The following is a 19,210-nucleotide window of genomic DNA, read 5'->3' on the forward strand; positions in this document are numbered from 1 at the left end:
ACTTTTTGAAATTTGAATTAAGAAGCGGCTGACTGTAGTTTTTCCAGTCGCGCTAAAACTTCTGCACTGTGAATATTTGGGTTGACTTTAACAAAAGTATCACGGAGAACACCCTGAGGATCAATGATAAAACTGTGGCGCATAGATACATAGCCTATCCAAGAACCGTAAGTTTTACTGACTGCGCCGTTAGTATCAGCTAATAAAGGGAATTTTAACCCTTCTGAGTCACAAAATTCGGCGTGGGAATCAATGTCATCTGCACTAACACCGATAATTTCCGCATTTTTTTCTATGTATTTGGGCAAATCTTGCTGAAAACGACGTGCTTCGATTGTGCAGCCAGATGTGAAATCTTTGGGATAAAAATACAGAACTACCCATTTACCACGCAAGTCAGAGAGGGAAATTTTGCCCTCTCCTGTATTGGTGGGTAATGTAAACTCTGGTGCTGGTTGGTTAATTGTCGGTAGTTTACCACCTAAAGCATGAGCAGTGGGGGTGAAGTTTAACCAACTAATCAGGGACAAACAAGTGGCAAATAAGATGCTGATAAAAGTGCGGCGGGAAATCATTGTGTAAACCTGAATAATAACTTATGTTAAGTTATCATTCTTGGTGGCTGCTATTCTGATTCGGGTTGAGATTCAGGAAGTTTTTCAGTGCTTTCAATGTATTGGCTCTCTATGAGAAAGGCTCCCTGTCCAAAACGCACGCCCCAGTATCCTCCGGGACGACGGTCAAGGACTATACCTTCCTCGCCAATGCTAATTACGTTAGGAGGGCGTAGCATGGGCATGGGGTCAGCGGTTTTGACGTAGGGTGGTAGTTCTACGACACGGACTTTACTACCGATAGGAAATTCTTGGGACATTTTAAGATGGTTGGGAATGTGCAGGAACTCTTAATTTTTAGCAGGGATTTGCCCAATTAGGTTTTTTAAATGCGTCGGTTAACTAAGGTTGCACTAGCTTGGTCAACGGGCATGAGAATGACTTCGTTAATATTAACGTGAGGCGATCGCGTGGCACAGAAAAATATGACATCAGCTACATCATCGGGGGTAAGGGGAGTAAGTCCCTGATAAACTTTTTTGGCGCGTTCTGTATCACCATGAAAACGGACTTCACTAAATTCTGTTTCCACCATCCCAGGGTCAACAGATGTTACACGGATGGGAGTTCCTAATAAATCTTGTTTCAAACCTTCAGAAATGGCTTTAACTGCGGCTTTGGTTCCACAATAGACGTTACCACCGGGGTAAGTTTGATGTCCGGCAATGGAACCAAGGTTAATTACATGACCACGATTACGGGCAACCATACCGGGAACTACGTAGCGGGTGAGGTAAAGCAAACCTTTGATATTAGTATCAATCATTTCTTCCCAGTCTTGGATATCGCCTTCATGGAGTTTATCTAATCCGCGACTTAATCCGGCGTTGTTGATTAAGATGTCAATATTTGACCAATCTGGGGGTAAATTAGAGATGGTGGATTCGACGGCAGTGCGATCGCACACATCAAGTTGCAATAAATAGATTTTGTCAGCTGGTAAATTTAAGGTTTTAGCAAATTCTTGCAAGCGATCGTACCGTCGAGCGGCTAATATCAGTTTTGCACCAGCCTGAGCGAAAATTTTAGCGCAAGCTGCACCAATTCCACTACTTGCACCGGTGATTAAGACGATTTGGTTTTCTAGAGAGAGCATTTTCAATAGTGTTGTTGTATATGTTTTTTGTATCACGCAGAGGCGCAGAGGCACAGAGAGGGAGAGCGCGAAGGTGATGGAGGTTAAGTTAGTTTATGAGGTATTGAGGTTATCGCGCAATGATTGGAGATTTTCATGGTAAATTATTGTATTAGGATGATCTGCGCCTAACTTATGTTCAGCGATTTCTAACGCTTCCAGATAAAAGTATTCAGCTTCTTCATACCGCCCTTGAGAACGGTAGAGTAATCCTAGATTGTTAAGGCAATCAGCTACATGGAGGTTTTCTTCTCCTAAACGGGATTTTATGACTAATACACATTGTTTACACCAAATTTCTGCCTGTCCATATAAACCTTGTGCATTATAAAATCCTCCTAAACCAGAAAAAACATAATACAAATTGTCCTCTCTCACTGCGTCAAGCAAATTTTCTGCTACTTCTTCTAAATGCGGAATAGCATCTTGGACTGATTTAATTAACTCTAAAGTTGCTATTTCAGAGATTTGCTTACTAATTGCTGCAAAAATATCTACAAAAACTCGTTTTACTTCCTGTGCTTGTGATGATACCTTGAGTTTCGCCTTTAAAAACTCCCTAATTAAAAGGTGAATCTTAAACCCATCTTCCCTATCTTCTACCCATTGGATTAAATGACACTCATAAAGTTGCTGGTTGGCTGTTTCCACATCCACAGAATGCCAATTTAACTCACTAGCCGCAACTTCTACCCACTCCCAAGCAAACATAGAAGGGGCAAATAAGCTTAAAAATTCGGCGATTTGTTGGGTTTGGGGTTCTAGTTCTTGCCAACTTAACTCAAAAGCGGCTTTTACTCCACGCTGGGCTGTACTTAGGGTTTGGTAAAGTTGGGGGTTGAGGGCTTCATCTTCAATACTCTGGGTTTTTAGCCGTTCTAACATCTTGGCTAATGTCCATTGTGGAGGTTTTTTCACTAAATACCGCCCCACTAAATCTATCCCCAAAGGTAAATATCCCAACCATTTACACAACTCCTGGGCTGTTTCCGGTTCACGTTGTACCCGCTTGGGTTCTAAAACTGTCAGCAGTTGCAATGCTTCCTCTGGTGACAGCACATCTAAAGGTATTTCTCGAATATTGGTGTCGAGGTGGCGTAATCTGGTGGTGATGAGGACACGAAAGCGGTTTGAGGTGGGGAAAAAGTCTCGACAGTGCGCTAAATCTGTTACATCATCTAAAATTACCAGCACTAATCCCTCTGGTGGTTGCCAGTTTTGCCAGCACCAAACTACCTGTTGAGTCAGATTTAATGGTTTTCCTTGAAAGTCTTTTTGGGGAACTTCCAATTTCAGATCAAGTTGAGCAAATTGGACAACAGCAGCAGCGAGATTTTCCCCTCTTGCGTCTAACCAACAAATACCACCAGGGTATTCTGATTCATGTTTGTGGCTGTAGCGGCTGGCTAACTCGGTTTTCCCCACTCCACTCATACCCGCAACAGCTGTAATGGCGACGATTTCCGATTGGTGTAATTGTTGGTGTATTTCTTTTAGCTGTGCTTCCCGTCCGACAAAGTTGGGGTTGTCTCGATAGGGGAAGTTTTTGACTGGTTGAATGGGGGAAGGTGAGGAATTATAGAATTTAGGGTTGTTAATGTTGACATTTCCGCCTTTGGTGTTGATTCCTTGCCAGTTTTCTGAGTTCATTTGAGTTTTTATCAGTGTAGCGGCTTGCAGTTGAGTCCAAGAAAAACCTAACCCCCAGCCCCTTCCCTACAAGGGAAAGGGAGTAAATTTCAAAGCCTCTCCAATAATAAAAGCTTTTCCTTTCCCCTCTCCTAAGAGGAGAGGGTTAGGGAGAGGTTATTTTTGCCCAAAGTTGAATTGAGGACTACTAATGTTAACTGTTCCGCCTTTGGTATTTATCCCTTGCCAATTTTCAACTGGGGTTGTTTGGCATTGAGTTTTAACAATCTCTATAAGTTCTTGAATAGCTTTTTCTAATTCAGGGTTGGCTGTCTTTGCGTTAGCAGCTAAGTCTTCCAAAGCGACTTTAATTTCTTCATCTGCTGCGGCTGCTTCTATATCTGCGGCTGTTTCCGGTGATTTGCGTTTTAGCAGTTTCAACACATAATCAAATGCTTTTCCAATGGAGATTTCAACAGTTTTTTCTAAGGTTTTCTCTCCCAAGAGGGCTAAAAATGCGATAGCGAAGCGCTCCGTAGGAATCGCACCAGCAGTTAAGGGTTCCATCTGCTACTTACAGGATATTGTTATGTATTAATCAATAACATTATGTCTAGCTAATTACCCATAATCAACTTTTCCCTATTCCCTATTCCCTTCTATATCAATCAGTGGTAGTTATAGCAACGGACAGGGCGGTTAGGACACCAACTGATTATAAAACCTAGACACCAAAAGACTCTTCAGACTGTCACCTGTCACCTGTCACCTGTCACCTGCTATATATTACCACTGACTAAGTTATTACTTTTTCACTACTTGTAAACGCTGAGTAATCATTGTCATGCCATCATTACGCAGAATTACTGCCGAAATCCATTGATTACCGGGAGTAGATGGTGCGCGTCCGATTTTAAACAGTCCACCAGCGCTCAGTAATTCTAAATTTATAGCTGTGGGGTTGAGATATTTGTTTGGTTGGATAGTTTCTTCTAGCGCACTTCCGAGGAGAAAATTATTACCCAATGGTTCTTGGACAATAGCATCAAAGTTATATTGCTGTCCAACTTTTACCTGTTGTGGTAGATTAATTTCTATTTGGGGTGGTTTGCTACCAGAGGTCAATTGAGTGCGTTCTGATAAAATGTCTTGGCGCAGGATTTTTGTACCAGTAAGACGCTGACGTGAAGTAATCGTAGCGTTGAGAGCTAAATTACTACTATTAGAAGAGGGTAAACCTGTGATGTTGGTGACAGTTTCTGCAATGATGCTATTGCCTTCAGATTTCCAAGATTGCAGACGTGTGCTGTAGCGTAATTGGGGATACCGCTTCCAGAAAGATGTTAAGGCTTGTTCCATCGTTTGGCGGTTTAAACCATCGCCATGAGTGAAATTAGGGCTGTAAAATTGCATTACTCCTTTAATATCACCCCGACTAGCCGCTGTATCAATTTGTGTCAACAGGTTTTTCAGTGATGCGGGTGCATTATCGGGTGTAGCCGCTTGAGCAAATTGCCCAGTACTGCTGAAACCCAGTGTTAGTAGGAACGAAAGCAGAGAAATGCTGCTAGGAACTTTTTTGTTGCGTTTCATTAATAAGGCAATATAGTTAGTCATTAGTAATAGTTTACTGATTTGATTAGAGAATGTAAGGAATTTGTTTTATCTTAGTTAAGCTAGGCGCTAAATGGTATGGCTTGAATGGCAAACGCACCCATAAAATTATTAATAGCTGCTAGTGGGACTGGTGGACATTTGTTTCCAGCGATCGCACTGGCACAAAAACTGCCAAACTATGATATTGAATGGCTGGGTGTACCCAACCGACTAGAAACTCAGCTTGTCCCAGACCAATATCCTTTGAATACGATCGCAGTTGAAGGGTTTCAGCAAGGTTTTGGCTTTTCCTCACTGCGAATTTTGGTTAAGCTTCTCAGTTCAATTCTCCAAGTCAGACGCATTCTCAAACAGGGTAATTTTCAAGGATTGTTTACCACAGGTGGTTATATTGCTGGCCCTGCGGTAATTGCGGCTCGTTCTTTGGGTTTACCCGTCGTTTTCCATGAATCTAACGCTTTACCGGGTAAAGTCACTCGCTTTTTTGGCCCTTGGTGTAGTGCAGTAGCGGTGGGATTTGATGTTGCTACAAAGTATTTACCCCGTTCCCAAAATGTCTGTGTGGGTACTCCTGTTCGTTCTCAATTCCTAGAAGAGGAAATAGATAATACTCTAGATTTACCAATCCCTGACGGTGTACCTCTAATTGTCGTTTTTGGCGGTAGTCAGGGTGCGGTAGCTGTGAATAAATTGGTGCGTCAGTCGGCTCAAGCTTGGTTTGAGGCTGGGGCTTATGTAGTCCACTTAACAGGTGATCAAGATCCAGAAGCGGCAACTCTGCAACATCCCCAGTATATAGAGTTACCTTTTTATGACAATATGGCTCCCTTATTGCGCCGTGCTAATTTAGCTATTAGTCGCTCTGGTGCAGGGAGTTTAACAGAATTAGCAGTCTGTGGTACACCAGCAATTTTGATACCTTATCCCTTTGCAGCAGAAGATCATCAATCTTATAATGCTGCGGTTTTTACGGATGTTGGTGCAGCTTTAACCTTTAAACAGTCAGAGTTGACACCGGAGATATTACAAAAACGAGTTTTGGAGTTATTGCAGTCACCGACAGAGTTAGGGAAGATGGGAGAGAGGGCAAAAGCGATCGCATCCCCCGATAGTGCTGATAAGTTAGCGGCTTTAGTGCGGGAAATTGTGGAAAGCTAAACAACTTTACGAATTTCCTGCCGGATAGGAATCTGAATTACAAACTCAGTTCCTTTACCAACAGTGGAAAATAACTCTAGTTTGCCACCATGCCTTTCTGTAATAATTTGATAGCTAATAGACATTCCCATACCTGTTCCTTTACCTATAGGTTTTGTGGTAAAGAACGGGTCGAAGATGCGCTGTTGAATTGTTTCAGAAATGCCAGAACCATTGTCTGCGATCGCAATTTTCACCCAGTCTTCATCCACCAACTCAGTCCGAATCATAATCTGATTTTGATGACTAACTTCCAGTGCATCAATGGCATTAGCGAGAATATTCATAAACACCTGATTAAGTTGTCCCACGTAGCATTCTACTAAAGGTAGATGACTATAATCTTTGCTCACCTTGATTTGGGGTCGTTCCCCTTGAGCTTTGAGCCGATGTTGCAGAATCATCAGAGTGCTGTCGATGCCCTCATGAATATCCACCAGTTTTAGCTCGGCTTCGTCTAGGCGCGAAAAATTCCTTAAAGACAGTACAATTTGACGAATTCGTTCAGTCCCTACTTTCATAGAAGCCAACATCTTGGGAAAATCTTCCTGCAAAAATTCTAAGTCAATTTCCTCTGCTTCTCTTTCAATTTCTGGAACAGGATGGGGATAGTACTTCTGGAACAATTGAATAAAGTTGAGCAAATCTTGAGTACAGTTCTCCATATGTAATAGGTTGCCATGAATGAAGTTGACCGGGTTGTTAATTTCATGAGCCACCCCCGCGACTAACTGCCCCAAACTAGACATTTTCTCATATTGAATCAGTTCACTCTGTTGTTGATTTAGGGTTTTTAAAGCTTGCTGAAGATCGACATTTTTCTGATTTAGTTTTTGGAGGAGTTGCTTGACCTGTTGAATCAGTTGATTCATCGTATTAGCTAATATCCCTACTTCATCATTACTAGTAATGGGTGCTTGCAGGTCAAAGTTTGATTCTTTTGTAACCTGTTGGGCAATATTGGTAACAGTTTGAATAGGAGCGGCAATAGCGTTGCTGGTATAAATAGTCAGAACAATAGCGATGATGATAGACAGCATTAGCCCTGTCACAATAATTTTAGTTCGCAACGTTTCCGCCTTAGACAGAGCAACTTCGGCGGCTTGTTCTTGTTTTTCAGCCAAATTATAAAATCCCTGAATTTGGTCTGGAAGTTCAATAAAGGTAATGAATTCTGGACTTTGAACCAACTGCACGATTAATTTTCGCGCTTTTTCTTTGTCTGCTGGGGAAGTCGTCAGTTTATCCACTTGTTGAACCACATTTTTGGCTTGTTCCAAAAAGATTGCTACCTTAACTTCATACTGATCAAGTAAAGACTGCAAATCTGTAACATTACTCCCTTGCTGTGATGTATGTTGAGTTGCCAGGAGTTTTTGAATTTGTTGAATCTGCTGCAAAAATTTAGCACTTTCACGTCGAAATCCTTGGGCATCTCCGATATAGGGAGATAACTGCTTGGCGGGTCGATTATACAAAATCCGAAGTTGCAAATTACTCAAAAATTTGAGTTTTTTAGCAGCATTCTGGCGATCATGCAACGCTTTTTGTTGGTAGTAATTGCCGACCATCAAACCTGAGACGCTACCTGTGAGAGCAATACCCAATACCAAGGCATACCCGTAAATAATTTTGTTCCTGATCATGATTTGCTCATTTGCTGTTGGTGCTTCCTAACGTTAGGCGTTAGCTGACGGCTCACGGCTGAATGCTGACAAAAAAATGGCACTTTCTTATTATGATGCCCATTTCAGTCAAGAAAATTCAGATTGCACGAAGCAAACTCAAGCGAAAATCATCAATCATCACTAGGATAGTAAGAGGTGGGGATCGCTATTGTCTATCCGGGTTTTTGGCTTAAGCCGGTTACAAAAATTTTCGCCAAATCTAACCCATCTCAGTACAACAACATCTACACTCTTGTCAAGACTGGACATAGGGGGTCTAACCCCTGGTATCCTAGTTACACAGGGATAAAAGTTAAATGATTACGGAGGTGCATCACTATGCTTAGGCGTAGCATCAATAAACAATTCAACTATTACCCTCTAATTGCGTCATTCATTCTAGGAGTTGTAGGAGGATATTCAAGCATTGTCAGCATTAACCATCATCAGGAAAACCAGACTCATAAGAGATTGGCTTATTTACCAACTGTGGCTAAAACAAATAAAGCTACCAAAACAATAGATGCAACAAAAGCCTACAATTTAGTCTGGAATCTCCCACAAGTGCAACGCAAAGCACGAGAAATTGAAAACCTTTCTAAAGGGAGCATCCGTGTTGCAGCGGTTGTTGATAGTTCTCCTACTGTCAATGCGTCTTTCTATGTAGTTAGAGTGTTTGAGAATCACCCAGATAAAATTACTCATCCAGTTTATTGGTTTCGTGTATCCAGTTCTGGTAATGTGATTGAGCCTTTGGATTTGGTGGAGAATGAATACATAGCTTTGGAAAAATGGAACCCTGATGGACGCTAAATGTGATCAGGTTGTAGTAGATTAAATTTCTACTACCAATGGTTTTCCTTTTATTTCTACTCCTTGCATTTGGTTTTTTTGATAACAAACTTTTTTTAAGTACAAACAATGTCTGAACAAAAGCTTATAAGTCCTTGGAATTATAAACCTTGGTGGTGTCAGCCTTGGTCAATAGTTCTCACAGGTGTAACATTAATTAGCGGTAGCTGGTTAATATTTAAAATTATCTGGCTAACAATTCTTGTTGCTATTCCTTTATTAATTTGGATGGGTTTCTTTTTGTTAATCTGGCCAAAACTGATGATTCGCAGCGGTGTTTTGGAAGATAAAAATTAGGTAATGAGCAATTAATTACTCATTACCCATTACAAAATTACGAATTACGTTGGCGGTAGCCTGCCGGAGGCATTATTACGAATTACGAATTACGAATTACGAATTATGTACGAATTAATTTACAACCTGGCTACCATGACTACGGGGATCATCTTGACTACTTTCTGCTGATACTGGGGCTGAGAATTTGGAAACCTGTCCGCTGGCTTGGGCATAAGGAAGGGCAGAACCAGCTACTAAAGCTTCTAAATTGCTGGACATGACGGAACGGGGTATATCGCCAATTGTTTCAGCTATACCTTCTCCTTGCTTGCCCAAAAACACAAAATGGGGAATGCCATCTACCCGATATTTAAGCATTTCTGGCAACCATTTGGTATTATCTACATTCAGCATGACAAAATTCAGCTTGTCAGCATACTGCTGTTTGAGTTGAGCCATATCTGGAGCCATTTTTTGGCAGACAGTACACCAATCAGCATAGAATTCTACTAGACTGGGTTTATTATTGCTAACTGCTACCTCTAAGGGTGTGGATGCTTGGTCTAATTGGGTGAGAGAAACTGAATTTGTCTGGGTTCGCAGTCCTAAAAATAGCGCTGCACTCAGTGCGATCGCTACAATGACTATGATGAAGTTTTTCAAGCGCCCGCCAACAGTAGATTCTGGCTTTACAGGTGTATCTGTATTCATAATTGATTTATTACAACTTATTAAGCATTTTCATTATCTAGTGTAACGTCTTCCTGATTTGCTTCTCTGTGGTAAGTTTAACTAATTCTGGAGGTTTAAGTCCCCCATTTCTAAAAGCAACAAGTTTTGTAGCAAGGTCTCTCTTACAAAGTTCAGATCACCGGAAATCGGCACTCCGACTTGGCGCTAAATCTCCGTTACCAAACTTAATTACGTATCCCTAGCGGGACAGTCGGCATTATTACGAATTACGAATTACGAATTACGAATTACGAATTATGAATTATGAATTATTTTAATATGCCCTGTCAGCGTTACAACAGAAATAAAACCTATTATTTATTTCCCTATCTATGAAAAAACGTGTTACCCTTACCTTTCCTAAACGTGCTATTCAAATGCCTGTCACCTATCGACTAGCAAAAGATTTTAACGTTGCTGCTAATATTATCCGCGCTCAAGTTGCTCCTAATCAAATTGGTAAACTGGTAGTAGAACTATTGGGGGATATTGATCAGTTAGATGCAGCGATTGAGTGGATGCGATCGCAACATATCAGTGTTTCCCATAATTTAGGTGAAATTGTGATTGATGAAGATGTATGTGTTGACTGTGGTTTGTGTACTGGGGTTTGCCCAACTGAAGCCCTATCCCTCAACCCAGAGACTTATAAACTCACCTTCACGCGATCGCGTTGCATTGTCTGCGAACAGTGTATTCCCACCTGCCCGGTACAGGCTATCTCTACTAATCTTTAAAACTGCTCAAATCTCCTGATTTAACTTGATAGTTATGAGATGAACATCCAGCAGATCACATTATCTCAATACACAAGAAATAGTTAGCAAATAATGCACATTTATCCTTGATAATCAAGTATCTGTAGATATAAAATATCAATTTTTATCAAGTATCAAATGTTGTTAAAAAGACGATAAAAGGATAGATGTTAATTTTTGAGTAGTGCTATCATGCAAAAATATGTTAGATAGTTAATTGTAATTAATTATGAATCCAGACACCACAACAACAATCAAAACTCTAGGAGATTGTGCGTACCAAGCAATTGACAAACACTTTAAGAAAACCGTAAAGTGGGAAAAATCAGTCAAGAAAGATGAAGATCCAGAAGCACTACACCAAATGCGTGTAGGAATGCGTCGTCTACGCACAGCCGTTAGTCGGTTTGGGCTATCTTTAAATTTACCTAAGTCAGTCAGCGACAAAAATATTGGTAAAATTGCCCGCATTCTGGGCAAGCTCCGAGATTTAGACGTGCTAAAAGAGATACTGGAAAACAATTACAAACCACATTTGCTTCATAAAGAACAAGAATCTCTAAAAATAGCTTTCTCTACTTTAGATAAACAGCGAGAAATAGAAGTTTCTCATGTTCAGAAAATATTCAAAGATGAAATTTACAAAGATTTTAAAAAAGACTTGCAGGATTGGTTAGAAAAACCTAGTTATCAACCATTAGCATCTTTGCAAATTCAGCAAGTGCTACCAGATTTATTATTACCAGAAGTGAGTGGATTTTTCTTACATCCAGGGTGGCTGATTGGTACTGAAGTTGTAGATTCAGAAGTTGTAGTTCAAACTAACTGGACACCGGAACAACTAGAACAACATCTGAAAACTGAAGGTGAAACTCTGCATAGTTTGCGAAAACAAGCCAAACGTATTCGCTACCAAATGGAGTTATTTACTGATTTATATGGTGAATCTTTCACGGACAAGATTACAGATGTAAAACATATCCAAGAAAGTTTGGGTATGATGCAAGATAGCGTGGTTTTAAATGAGTGGCTGGCGGATATTTTCAAATCAGAACTCAACAGTCAACTACGGGGTTTAACCACATTATTAGCAGCAAATCGTTACCAATTGTGGCAGCAATGGCAACCACTACAAGAGCAATATCTGAAAGCTGAAACTAGCAATAAATTCCATTTAACAATTTTGCAACCTTTGTAATTCAAATGTAATTCAAAGATTTAGAATTGCTATAAACTTGACTAAGGGATAGATACGCTAATTGGAGCATCAAGAGACAACACAAAAACACTGCTCTGGGCAATTTGGACAATGCGGGTATTTTCAGCAGAACGTAAGCCGGAAACCAATCCTACAGCGCTTCCTAACATTGCCCCCCGGTCAAATTGCTCTGGATCACCTTGTCCTAAAAAGCCTAAAGTACTACCACCAATTCTCCCCCAAATGGAACCATTTTCCACAGCTTTATCATTAGCTCGCTTATGGGTAATAGTAGTACCAGGAATTATTTGACTAGATGCTTTAATGGCAACAATGCGTCCATTAATAACCAACGACTGAGCCACAATTTTAGCACCTCCCTCAGCAGGTTTGAGAACAATAGTAACAGGTGTATTTTCTGGTGCAATCACATTACCTTGACCATCTTTAATTGGACTAGATAAAGGAACTGTGAGCGGATAATCCTTTTTTTGTCCTACATCGACAGTGACAGGTGCAGGAAAAGAGACAATAATTGCTGTATCCTGGGGAATGGTAATCTCTTGACTGACTACTGGGGGTTGGGAGGGAACTGGTTGAGCATTAGCTGGAACTGTGAGAGAAGTCAACAGAGATAAAGAACAAGCAAGACTCAAAAGCATTTGTGTTTTCATAACCGTTTTCCTGTGGTGTGAGTGTTTTTGAGGTTTTAACCCTTCACTCAATCAATAGGTTTGGGGTGATGAGTTTATGCAGTCAGCTGAGAAAAAATCAGAAAAGAGGATTGTCTGCGCTGAAATACTGTAAACGTAAGTATTCAGGATAGAGAATCCAGAAGACGCTACGCAGACCTGCGGTTCAGGAGAATAAAGGCTTTTTTAGTCAACTTTGATGATTTTGATACAATCTCACTTCTCTCTATTCTTCATTTCATAAGCATTCTGAACCGATAGCGCAGCGTGGCGTAAGCCATAGGTCTGCGTAGCGTCTCCTGACTCCTGACTCCTGACTCCTGAATTCTTACCTGTGAACACCGTACCTCTAAGTATAAATTAACGATAACGATTATGTAGCAACCAATTCCAACCAGAACCTTCACGAATTAGCCAGTCGTCGTTAAAGTCAGAGGGATTTAAAAAATCTGTAGTTTCTGGGGTAATTATTCTCACACCTCGACAATTCCCTTCTATTTCTATGGTGACAGTGTGAGGATTTGGTTGCAGTAGACTATCTCTAATAATGCGTCTTCGTCTATCTATTTCCCGTCGCTGAGTAGGTACACAACGTACTCGCACCGATGAATTTTGATCGGGATTATCTAGCAAATAGGGGAGAATTTGCGAATCACGAATATGCCGAGAAGGGGTTTGAGCATGAACAACAGATGTGATAGATAAGAATAAGATTGTACTGAGGGTAATAGTTATCCCTCGATTTGAGCTTTTCATGGTGAATTTTTCCTCAAGCTAAATAGGGTGATAGGAGAACAGTTTTCCCAATCACCCAACACCAATTACTAATGATCAATTACCTTATTTATCCTCTAGCAGTTGATTTACTTGCTGTCCCCGACGACCAGATTTGATTTCATAACGACGGGTGAGGTTGTCTTCAAAGTTCATATCTCTAGCAGCGGCAGAGTTAACAAAAGCATCACAATTCTTGCCTTGAGCTACTGTTGAGGAACTGCTGCTATTTTCTTCTGTGCGGTTGTTGCGTTGGTCGCGGGAGTCACTCTTATTTGTGCTACCTTGACTAGAACCACTACCGCTAACACCAATACCTAAGAAGCTGACACCACCACCACCGCCATCATTATGGCTACCAGCAGAACTGGAACGAGTGCTGGTAGAGGTAGCTAGGGCAAGTTTAGTGGAACTGTTGCGGGTATTGTTACCCAAGCCAACATCACTACATAGGGCGCGGGGGTCTTTGGCGAGAGTTTTGGGATCTACCCAAGATTGATGATCTCCTAATCCTTGAACTTCACTAGTACCAATTGGGTTACTAGGAGTAGAGGTGCTGGGAGTTCCATTTCCTATAGATGTTCCGGGGGTGATAACTGCGGGAGCAAAAACACCAGCAGGCTTGATTTCAAAGGGACCGGCGAAAGCGGGTAATGTAGTGGTTATTAGTGCGGTAGCTGTTAACAAAGAGCTAGTTAAGTGACGGAATTTCATGGTCATACTCCTAAGAAGTCGTTGTTTTGCTGGGGTTTCATCCCCTTCACTGACTTATAGGTTGACCTTTTTCGGTTTATGCACTCTGTTTTCAGAATTTTAGCTGGGTGATGGGGAAAAGGTTAATTGGTAATACCATTTCTTTTTGAGCCTGCGCCAAATTTTTTGAGCTTTTATTTCTTTCTTTGCTACGCAACGCTACCGCGAACGCGTCCTTTGCTTCGCAACGCTACCGCGAACGCGCCTTCTCTTCGAGACGCTTCGCGAACGCGGTTCGTTTCCTATCTAAATTTGGCGCATCTTCATAGAGAATTGGTAAGAGTTCTTTCCCAGTCCCCAGTCCCCAGCAATTCCTCAATCTAACCTATTAATTTCTGCCAAGTCATTGCTCCGACAATGCCATCAGCAGTTAAACCATTCTGCTGTTGAAATTTCTTAATTGCTCCTTGTGTCTGTGGCCCGTAGATACCATCAGGTACAGCACCTACACGATATTGCAAGTATCTAACAATCGCTCCGGTAGCTTTGGTTCCGGCGACGGGTCGTTTAGATAATATCTGATTTATGGCATCCCATGTGGTCTTGCTTGCCATTCCTGTGGGGATAATCCCTGCAATCTTCTGAAACTTTTCGACAGCAGAGGCTGTTGCTGGTCCTATGGAGTTATCTTCATCCAAAGGCTTACCATTTTTATCAGTTATTTTGAGTTGATTTAAGGCTTTTTGTAGTTTGAGAATACTAGTATCTGTGTTGTCTTCCTCATCTTTGATGATATTTACAGGAGCAGATGCGACTTTACCAGTTAAGCCTTTGACGATCGCACTGGCCATTGCTTCACCATCATATAGTTGCATATCTTTGGCGGAATCAATGAAGCAACATTCTATGAGAATCGCCGACATATTTGTATTTCTGAGAACATACAGGTGCGACCCACTTTTAACACCTCGATTAAAAAAGCCTAACTTAATTATTTCATCCAATACAGATTTGGCGGTCTTTTTGCCAGCATCGCTAATAGCAAATATTTCTGTACCATTAGCTTTTCCATTAAAGGCATTAAAATGAATAGAAACATAAAGATCAACTTTATTTCTATTAGCAATATCACAGCGTCTGCCGAGAGATTGACTTACTGTACTAGCACTACTTGGGTTACAGGATATTGCTTCATGACCTAAGCTTTTTAACTTAGCTATAACTTTAGTACCAATTTCTACAGTTAAATTATCTTCAAATTTAATGCCGCTGGCTCCAGTATCAGGAGGGCAATTATGCCCCATATCAATTCCAAATTTCATGGGTGTATCCTCAATTTACTTTTTAGTAGTTCTCAACTGCTGCTATTTTTAAATATACATTTTTACTTCCAACCATGCCAATTGAGGATTTTTTTGGAGAAATTAACTACTGTCAAACAGATTATAAATCCCAAATTGCACAAATTCTGTATGCTGTTGTATTTTCAACAGATGGGGAAACAGACTTGCTGATTATAATCTCTAGGTAGATATTCCCCCCAATAATCCCCAACAATGTTTAAGATCAAGGTAAAGAAATATTTCGTAGCAAAAGCGCATGAAACGCATTGTCTTGATTGCTGGGTTTGAATCGTTTAACGCGGACTTATACCGGAAAGCGGCTTTTTTGGCTAATTCTCGGTGTCCAGAGTTGGATATTCGAGTATTTAGCGATCGCAATATTACCACCAATAGCACGGAAGTTGAAGCAGCACTTAAAGACGCAGATGTGTTCTTTGGCAGTTTACTGTTCGATTATGACCAAGTTGTGTGGTTGCGGGAGCGTGTCGCTAACATCCCTATTCGTCTCATTTTCGAGTCAGCACTAGAATTGATGAGTTTAACAAAAATCGGTGCATTTGCGATCGGTGACAAACCCAAAGGAATGCCCAAACCCGTTAAATTCATCCTTGACAAATTCAGCAACGGTAAAGAAGAAGACAAACTTGCTGGTTATATCAGTTTCCTAAAAATTGGCCCCAAGTTATTAAAATTCGTGCCAGTGCAAAAAGTCCAAGACTTACGCAACTGGTTAATTATCTATGGTTACTGGAACGCCGGCGGTTCAGAAAACGTCGCTTCCCTATTTTGGATAATTGCGGAAAAATACTTAGATTTAAAAGTCGGAGATATACCGCCACCCATCGAAACCCCCAACATGGGGTTATTACATCCTGACTATCAAGGGTTTTTTACATCACCTCGTGAGTATTTACAATGGTATCGGAAAAGGGAGCAGGGAACAGGGAACAGGGAACAGAAAAGAGAAAAGCCCTCAGTTATTGGAATTCTACTTTACCGAAAGCACGTCATCACCAAACTGCCCTATATTCCCCAACTGATAAGCTATTTTGAAAAAGCGGGTTTAACTCCCTTACCAATCTTTATCAACGGTGTAGAAGGTCACGTAGCCGTCAGAGATTGGATGACAAGCGACTACGAAACCCAACAACGTCAAATAGGTAATATTGAAACCCCTTCCCTTTCCTCAGAAGCTGTAAAAGTTGATGCCGTAGTTTCTACTATCGGTTTTCCCTTAGTTGGTGGCCCCGCTGGTTCAATGGAAGCAGGAAGACAAATAGAAGTTGCTAAACGCATTCTCACCGCTAAAAATGTCCCTTATATCGTCGCTGCACCTTTATTAATTCAAGATATTTATTCTTGGACAAGGCAAGGTATCGGCGGTTTGCAAAGTGTTGTATTGTATTCTTTACCTGAATTAGATGGGGCAATTGATACAATTCCCCTGGGTGGATTAGTTGGTGAACAAATTTATTTAGTTCCTGAACGAGTACAGCGATTAACTAATAGAGTCAAAAGCTGGGTTTCCCTCCGACAAAAACCTATTTCCAAACGGAAAATTGCCATTATTTTATATGGTTTTCCTCCTGGCTATGGTGCAGTGGGAACTGCTGCATTATTAAACGTTCCCCGCAGTTTAATTAAATTACTAAACGCACTGAAAGCACAGGGTTATACAGTTGGTGATATTCCTGAAGATGGAGAAGAATTAATTCGCCAAATTAAAGAAGCAGATGAAATTAATCCCCTCAATATAGAGACGTTTCATGAAACGTCTCTACAACAAACAAATACAGTCAATGCTAGAATATTAGAAAAATGGTTAGGCTATCTGTTTACATCTCGCATTGAAAAACAATGGAAATACCTCACAGGTAGCGGCATAAAAACTTATGGTGATGAGTTTAATATTGGTGGTGTGCAATTAGGAAATGTGTGGATAGGTGTCCAGCCACCTTTGGGAATTCAAGGCGATCCAATGCGGTTAATGTTTGAAAGAGATTTAACCCCACATCCTCAATATGCAGCTTTTTATAAATGGTTACAAAATGATTTTCAAGCTGATGCTGTAGTTCATTTTGGAATGCATGGAACTGTGGAATGGTTGCCGGGTTCACCTTTAGGAAATACTGGTTATTCTTGGTCTGATATTCTGTTAGGAAATCTCCCTAATTTATATATCTATGCCGCAAATAATCCTTCAGAATCAATTTTAGCTAAACGTCGTGGTTATGGTGTGTTGATTTCTCATAATGTACCGCCTTATGGACGCGCTGGTTTATATAAGGAATTAGTAAATTTACGAGATTTAATTGCTGAATATCGGGAAGATCCAGAAAAGAATTATCTGTTAAAGGAAGGGATTTGTAAGAAGATTGTTGATACTGGTTTGGAGGTAGATTGTCCTTTTGATGATGCGAAACGGTTGGGTATTCCATTCACACCGGAAAATGTGAGGATGTTTAGTGGTCATGCTTTTGATCATTATTTGGTGAAGTTGTATGAATATCTACAAGTTCTCGAAAATCGTCTTTTTTCTTCGGGTTTACACGTTTTAGGTGAAGCGCCGAATCAGGAGGAGTTAACGGGTTATTTGGATGCTTATTTTGGGGGAGAAAATGAACCGCGAAGGCGCGTTCACGAAGTGTCTCGAAGAGAAGGACGCGAAGAAGGAAGAGAAGAAGAAAGAAAGGAAATTACAAGGTTATTAAATCAGTCAACTGATGAGTTGACGAATCTTTTGCGGGGTTTAAATGGTGAGTTTATTCCTCCTGCACCTGGTGGGGATTTGTTGCGAGATGGTGCTGGTGTTTTACCAACTGGGAGGAATATTCACGCTTTAGATCCTTATCGTATGCCTTCTCCTGCTGCTTTTGAACGAGGTAAGGAAATTGCTAAGAAAATTATTTCTCAGTCTTTGGATGAAAATAAGAAGTATCCGGAAACTGTGGCGGTTTTGTTATGGGGTTTGGATGCTATTAAAACTAAGGGTGAATCTTTGGGAATTCTCTTGGAATTGGTGGGTGCTGAACCTGTGAAGGAGGGAACGGGACGAATTGTTAGATATGATTTGAAGCCTCTTGCTGAGGTTGGACATCCGCGTATTGATGTGTTAGCAAATCTATCGGGTATTTTTCGAGATAGTTTTGTGAATATCATTGAATTGTTGGATGATTTATTTCAACGGGCTGCGGAAATTGATGAACCGGAGGAAATGAATTTTATTAGAAAACACGCTTTGGTTTTAAAAGCCCAAGGTGTGGAAAATTCTTCAGCGAGATTGTTTTCTAATCCTTCTGGGGATTTTGGTTCTTTGGTTAATGATAGGGTGGTTGATGGTAATTGGGAATCTGGGGAAGAGTTGGGGAATACTTGGGAAAGCCGCAATGTGTTTAGTTATGGTAGAAATGATAAAGGACAAGCAAGGCCGGAAGTATTGCAGACTTTATTGAAAACTAGCGATCGCATTGTTCAGGAAATAGATTCGGTAGAATATGGTTTAACTGATATTCAGGAATACTATGCGAATACAGGCGGTTTGAAGAAAGCCGCAGAAAAGCAAAGTGGTAAAAAGGTGACAGCGAGTTTTGTGGAAAGTTTTTCTAAGGACACCACACCCCGCAATTTAGATGATTTATTGCGAATGGAATACAGAACCAAGTTATTAAATCCTAAATGGGCTGACGCAATGGCTAATCAAGGTTCTGGTGGTGCTTTTGAAATCTCTCAACGCATGACGGCGTTAATAGGTTGGGGTGGTACGGCTGATTTTCAAGATGATTGGGTTTATGATCAAGCCGCAGATACCTATGCTTTAGATCCAGAAATGGCGGAAAAATTACGCAAAGCCAATCCTGAAGCTTTTAGAAATATCGTGGGGAGAATGTTGGAAGCATCGGGACGCGGTTTATGGCAAGCTGATGGAGATAAGTTAGATAAGTTGCGGAAATTATATGATTTGACTGATGAAGAATTAGAAGGAGTCACAGTTTAATCGTAGGGTGGGTATAGCCCTGCGGGCATGGCTTCG

At 40.8% G+C, this 19,210-nt stretch carries 18 protein-coding genes; 6 read left to right on the plus strand and 12 right to left on the minus strand.

Annotated features, from left to right (window positions below):
- Window positions 1-17 precede the first annotated feature (17 nt).
- The 6 genes from H6G68_RS03545 to H6G68_RS03570 form a co-directional block, all read right to left on the minus strand.
- The gene (locus H6G68_RS03545) at window positions 18-575 is read right to left on the minus strand and encodes a peroxiredoxin (RefSeq protein WP_190905382.1); all 558 of its coding nucleotides are present in this window, start codon (window positions 573-575) and stop codon (window positions 18-20) included.
- A gap of 50 nt (window positions 576-625) precedes the next feature.
- Window positions 626-874 carry a regulatory protein SipA gene (gene sipA, locus H6G68_RS03550; RefSeq protein WP_190905383.1) on the minus strand — a complete coding sequence of 83 codons (249 nt, stop codon included), beginning with the start codon at window positions 872-874 and terminating at the stop codon, window positions 626-628.
- Between the two features lie 65 nt (window positions 875-939).
- Entirely contained in the window at window positions 940-1,710 is a 771-nt protein-coding gene (locus H6G68_RS03555) for an SDR family oxidoreductase (RefSeq protein WP_190905384.1), read from the minus strand.
- 93 nt (window positions 1,711-1,803) lie between these two features.
- The gene (locus tag H6G68_RS03560; RefSeq protein WP_190905385.1) at window positions 1,804-3,399 is read right to left on the minus strand and encodes a tetratricopeptide repeat protein; all 1,596 of its coding nucleotides are present in this window, start codon (window positions 3,397-3,399) and stop codon (window positions 1,804-1,806) included.
- 156 nt (window positions 3,400-3,555) lie between these two features.
- Window positions 3,556-3,945, minus strand: a complete 390-nt coding sequence (locus tag H6G68_RS03565; protein WP_190905386.1) for a hypothetical protein — start codon at window positions 3,943-3,945, stop codon at window positions 3,556-3,558.
- Window positions 3,946-4,182: 237 nt separating this feature from the next.
- Window positions 4,183-4,995 (minus strand): Cif family virulence factor, encoded by an 813-nt coding sequence (locus tag H6G68_RS03570; protein WP_190905387.1) that lies wholly within the window; start codon window positions 4,993-4,995, stop codon window positions 4,183-4,185.
- 84 nt (window positions 4,996-5,079) lie between these two features.
- Here H6G68_RS03570 and murG point away from each other — a divergent pair, with 84 nt between their 5' ends.
- Entirely contained in the window at window positions 5,080-6,153 is a 1,074-nt protein-coding gene (gene murG, locus H6G68_RS03575) for an undecaprenyldiphospho-muramoylpentapeptide beta-N-acetylglucosaminyltransferase (protein WP_190905388.1), read from the plus strand.
- Here murG and H6G68_RS03580 read toward each other — a convergent pair.
- The gene (locus tag H6G68_RS03580; protein ID WP_190905389.1) at window positions 6,150-7,838 is read right to left on the minus strand and encodes a sensor histidine kinase; all 1,689 of its coding nucleotides are present in this window, start codon (window positions 7,836-7,838) and stop codon (window positions 6,150-6,152) included. The genes murG and H6G68_RS03580 overlap by 4 nt on opposite strands.
- Before the next feature lie 360 nt (window positions 7,839-8,198).
- Between H6G68_RS03580 and H6G68_RS03585 the strand changes: the two genes are divergently transcribed.
- Together H6G68_RS03585 and H6G68_RS03590 are read left to right on the plus strand one after the other, a co-directional pair.
- On the plus strand, window positions 8,199-8,672 hold the full coding sequence (locus tag H6G68_RS03585; RefSeq protein ID WP_190905390.1) for a hypothetical protein: 474 nt from the start codon (window positions 8,199-8,201) through the stop codon (window positions 8,670-8,672).
- Window positions 8,673-8,780: 108 nt separating this feature from the next.
- Window positions 8,781-9,008 carry a DUF6737 family protein gene (locus H6G68_RS03590; protein ID WP_127055347.1) on the plus strand — a complete coding sequence of 76 codons (228 nt, stop codon included), beginning with the start codon at window positions 8,781-8,783 and terminating at the stop codon, window positions 9,006-9,008.
- 114 nt (window positions 9,009-9,122) lie between these two features.
- Here the strand turns inward: H6G68_RS03590 and H6G68_RS03595 are convergent, their stop codons facing one another.
- Window positions 9,123-9,701, minus strand: coding sequence for a thioredoxin family protein (locus H6G68_RS03595; protein WP_127055346.1), 579 nt, complete (start codon window positions 9,699-9,701; stop codon window positions 9,123-9,125).
- A gap of 353 nt (window positions 9,702-10,054) precedes the next feature.
- Between H6G68_RS03595 and H6G68_RS03600 the strand changes: the two genes are divergently transcribed.
- Both H6G68_RS03600 and H6G68_RS03605 read left to right on the plus strand, forming a co-directional pair.
- Complete coding sequence (locus H6G68_RS03600; protein WP_071189716.1) at window positions 10,055-10,459, plus strand: NIL domain-containing protein; 405 nt, start codon at window positions 10,055-10,057, stop codon at window positions 10,457-10,459.
- Between the two features lie 250 nt (window positions 10,460-10,709).
- Window positions 10,710-11,678, plus strand: a complete 969-nt coding sequence (locus tag H6G68_RS03605) for a CHAD domain-containing protein (protein WP_190905391.1) — start codon at window positions 10,710-10,712, stop codon at window positions 11,676-11,678.
- Between the two features lie 41 nt (window positions 11,679-11,719).
- Here the strand turns inward: H6G68_RS03605 and H6G68_RS03610 are convergent, their stop codons facing one another.
- The 4 genes from H6G68_RS03610 to H6G68_RS03625 all read right to left on the minus strand — a co-directional run bounded on the left by H6G68_RS03610 (window position 11,720) and on the right by H6G68_RS03625 (window position 15,159).
- Window positions 11,720-12,352 (minus strand): hypothetical protein, encoded by a 633-nt coding sequence (locus tag H6G68_RS03610; RefSeq protein WP_190905392.1) that lies wholly within the window; start codon window positions 12,350-12,352, stop codon window positions 11,720-11,722.
- Window positions 12,353-12,730: 378 nt separating this feature from the next.
- A complete protein-coding gene (locus tag H6G68_RS03615) occupies window positions 12,731-13,126 on the minus strand; it encodes a hypothetical protein (RefSeq protein ID WP_190905393.1) in 396 nt (131 codons plus the stop codon).
- 84 nt (window positions 13,127-13,210) lie between these two features.
- A complete protein-coding gene (locus H6G68_RS03620) occupies window positions 13,211-13,858 on the minus strand; it encodes a hypothetical protein (RefSeq protein ID WP_190905394.1) in 648 nt (215 codons plus the stop codon).
- Window positions 13,859-14,217: 359 nt separating this feature from the next.
- Window positions 14,218-15,159, minus strand: coding sequence for an N-acetylmuramoyl-L-alanine amidase (locus tag H6G68_RS03625; RefSeq protein WP_190905395.1), 942 nt, complete (start codon window positions 15,157-15,159; stop codon window positions 14,218-14,220).
- Window positions 15,160-15,436: 277 nt separating this feature from the next.
- On the opposite strand from H6G68_RS03625, the gene bchH reads away from it, so the two are divergent.
- Window positions 15,437-19,174: a magnesium chelatase subunit H gene (gene bchH / locus H6G68_RS03630; protein WP_190905396.1), complete on the plus strand. Its 3,738-nt coding sequence runs from the start codon at window positions 15,437-15,439 to the stop codon at window positions 19,172-19,174.
- Window positions 19,175-19,210: the final 36 nt, after the last annotated feature.

It is taken from the genome of Anabaena catenula FACHB-362, from assembly GCF_014698735.1.
Lineage (GTDB): Bacteria > Cyanobacteriota > Cyanobacteriia > Cyanobacteriales > Nostocaceae > Anabaena > Anabaena variabilis_A.

What these genes read in the sequence shown, in the direction of transcription:
- H6G68_RS03560 (WP_190905385.1), bottom strand. Translation starts at nt 3,399, where the DNA reads ATGAACTCAGAAAACTGGCAAGGAATCAACACCAAAGGCGGAAATGTC.
- H6G68_RS03590 (WP_127055347.1), top strand. Translation starts at nt 8,781, where the DNA reads ATGTCTGAACAAAAGCTTATAAGTCCTTGGAATTATAAACCTTGGTGG.
- sipA (WP_190905383.1), bottom strand. Translation starts at nt 874, where the DNA reads ATGTCCCAAGAATTTCCTATCGGTAGTAAAGTCCGTGTCGTAGAACTA.
- H6G68_RS03555 (WP_190905384.1), bottom strand. Translation starts at nt 1,710, where the DNA reads ATGCTCTCTCTAGAAAACCAAATCGTCTTAATCACCGGTGCAAGTAGT.
- H6G68_RS03610 (WP_190905392.1), bottom strand. Translation starts at nt 12,352, where the DNA reads ATGAAAACACAAATGCTTTTGAGTCTTGCTTGTTCTTTATCTCTGTTG.
- H6G68_RS03620 (WP_190905394.1), bottom strand. Translation starts at nt 13,858, where the DNA reads ATGAAATTCCGTCACTTAACTAGCTCTTTGTTAACAGCTACCGCACTA.
- H6G68_RS03545 (WP_190905382.1), bottom strand. Translation starts at nt 575, where the DNA reads ATGATTTCCCGCCGCACTTTTATCAGCATCTTATTTGCCACTTGTTTG.
- H6G68_RS03625 (WP_190905395.1), bottom strand. Translation starts at nt 15,159, where the DNA reads ATGAAATTTGGAATTGATATGGGGCATAATTGCCCTCCTGATACTGGA.
- H6G68_RS03580 (WP_190905389.1), bottom strand. Translation starts at nt 7,838, where the DNA reads ATGATCAGGAACAAAATTATTTACGGGTATGCCTTGGTATTGGGTATT.
- bchH (WP_190905396.1), top strand. Translation starts at nt 15,437, where the DNA reads ATGAAACGCATTGTCTTGATTGCTGGGTTTGAATCGTTTAACGCGGAC.
- H6G68_RS03585 (WP_190905390.1), top strand. Translation starts at nt 8,199, where the DNA reads ATGCTTAGGCGTAGCATCAATAAACAATTCAACTATTACCCTCTAATT.
- murG (WP_190905388.1), top strand. Translation starts at nt 5,080, where the DNA reads ATGGCAAACGCACCCATAAAATTATTAATAGCTGCTAGTGGGACTGGT.
- H6G68_RS03605 (WP_190905391.1), top strand. Translation starts at nt 10,710, where the DNA reads ATGAATCCAGACACCACAACAACAATCAAAACTCTAGGAGATTGTGCG.
- H6G68_RS03570 (WP_190905387.1), bottom strand. Translation starts at nt 4,995, where the DNA reads ATGACTAACTATATTGCCTTATTAATGAAACGCAACAAAAAAGTTCCT.
- H6G68_RS03600 (WP_071189716.1), top strand. Translation starts at nt 10,055, where the DNA reads ATGAAAAAACGTGTTACCCTTACCTTTCCTAAACGTGCTATTCAAATG.
- H6G68_RS03565 (WP_190905386.1), bottom strand. Translation starts at nt 3,945, where the DNA reads ATGGAACCCTTAACTGCTGGTGCGATTCCTACGGAGCGCTTCGCTATC.
- H6G68_RS03595 (WP_127055346.1), bottom strand. Translation starts at nt 9,701, where the DNA reads ATGAATACAGATACACCTGTAAAGCCAGAATCTACTGTTGGCGGGCGC.
- H6G68_RS03615 (WP_190905393.1), bottom strand. Translation starts at nt 13,126, where the DNA reads ATGAAAAGCTCAAATCGAGGGATAACTATTACCCTCAGTACAATCTTA.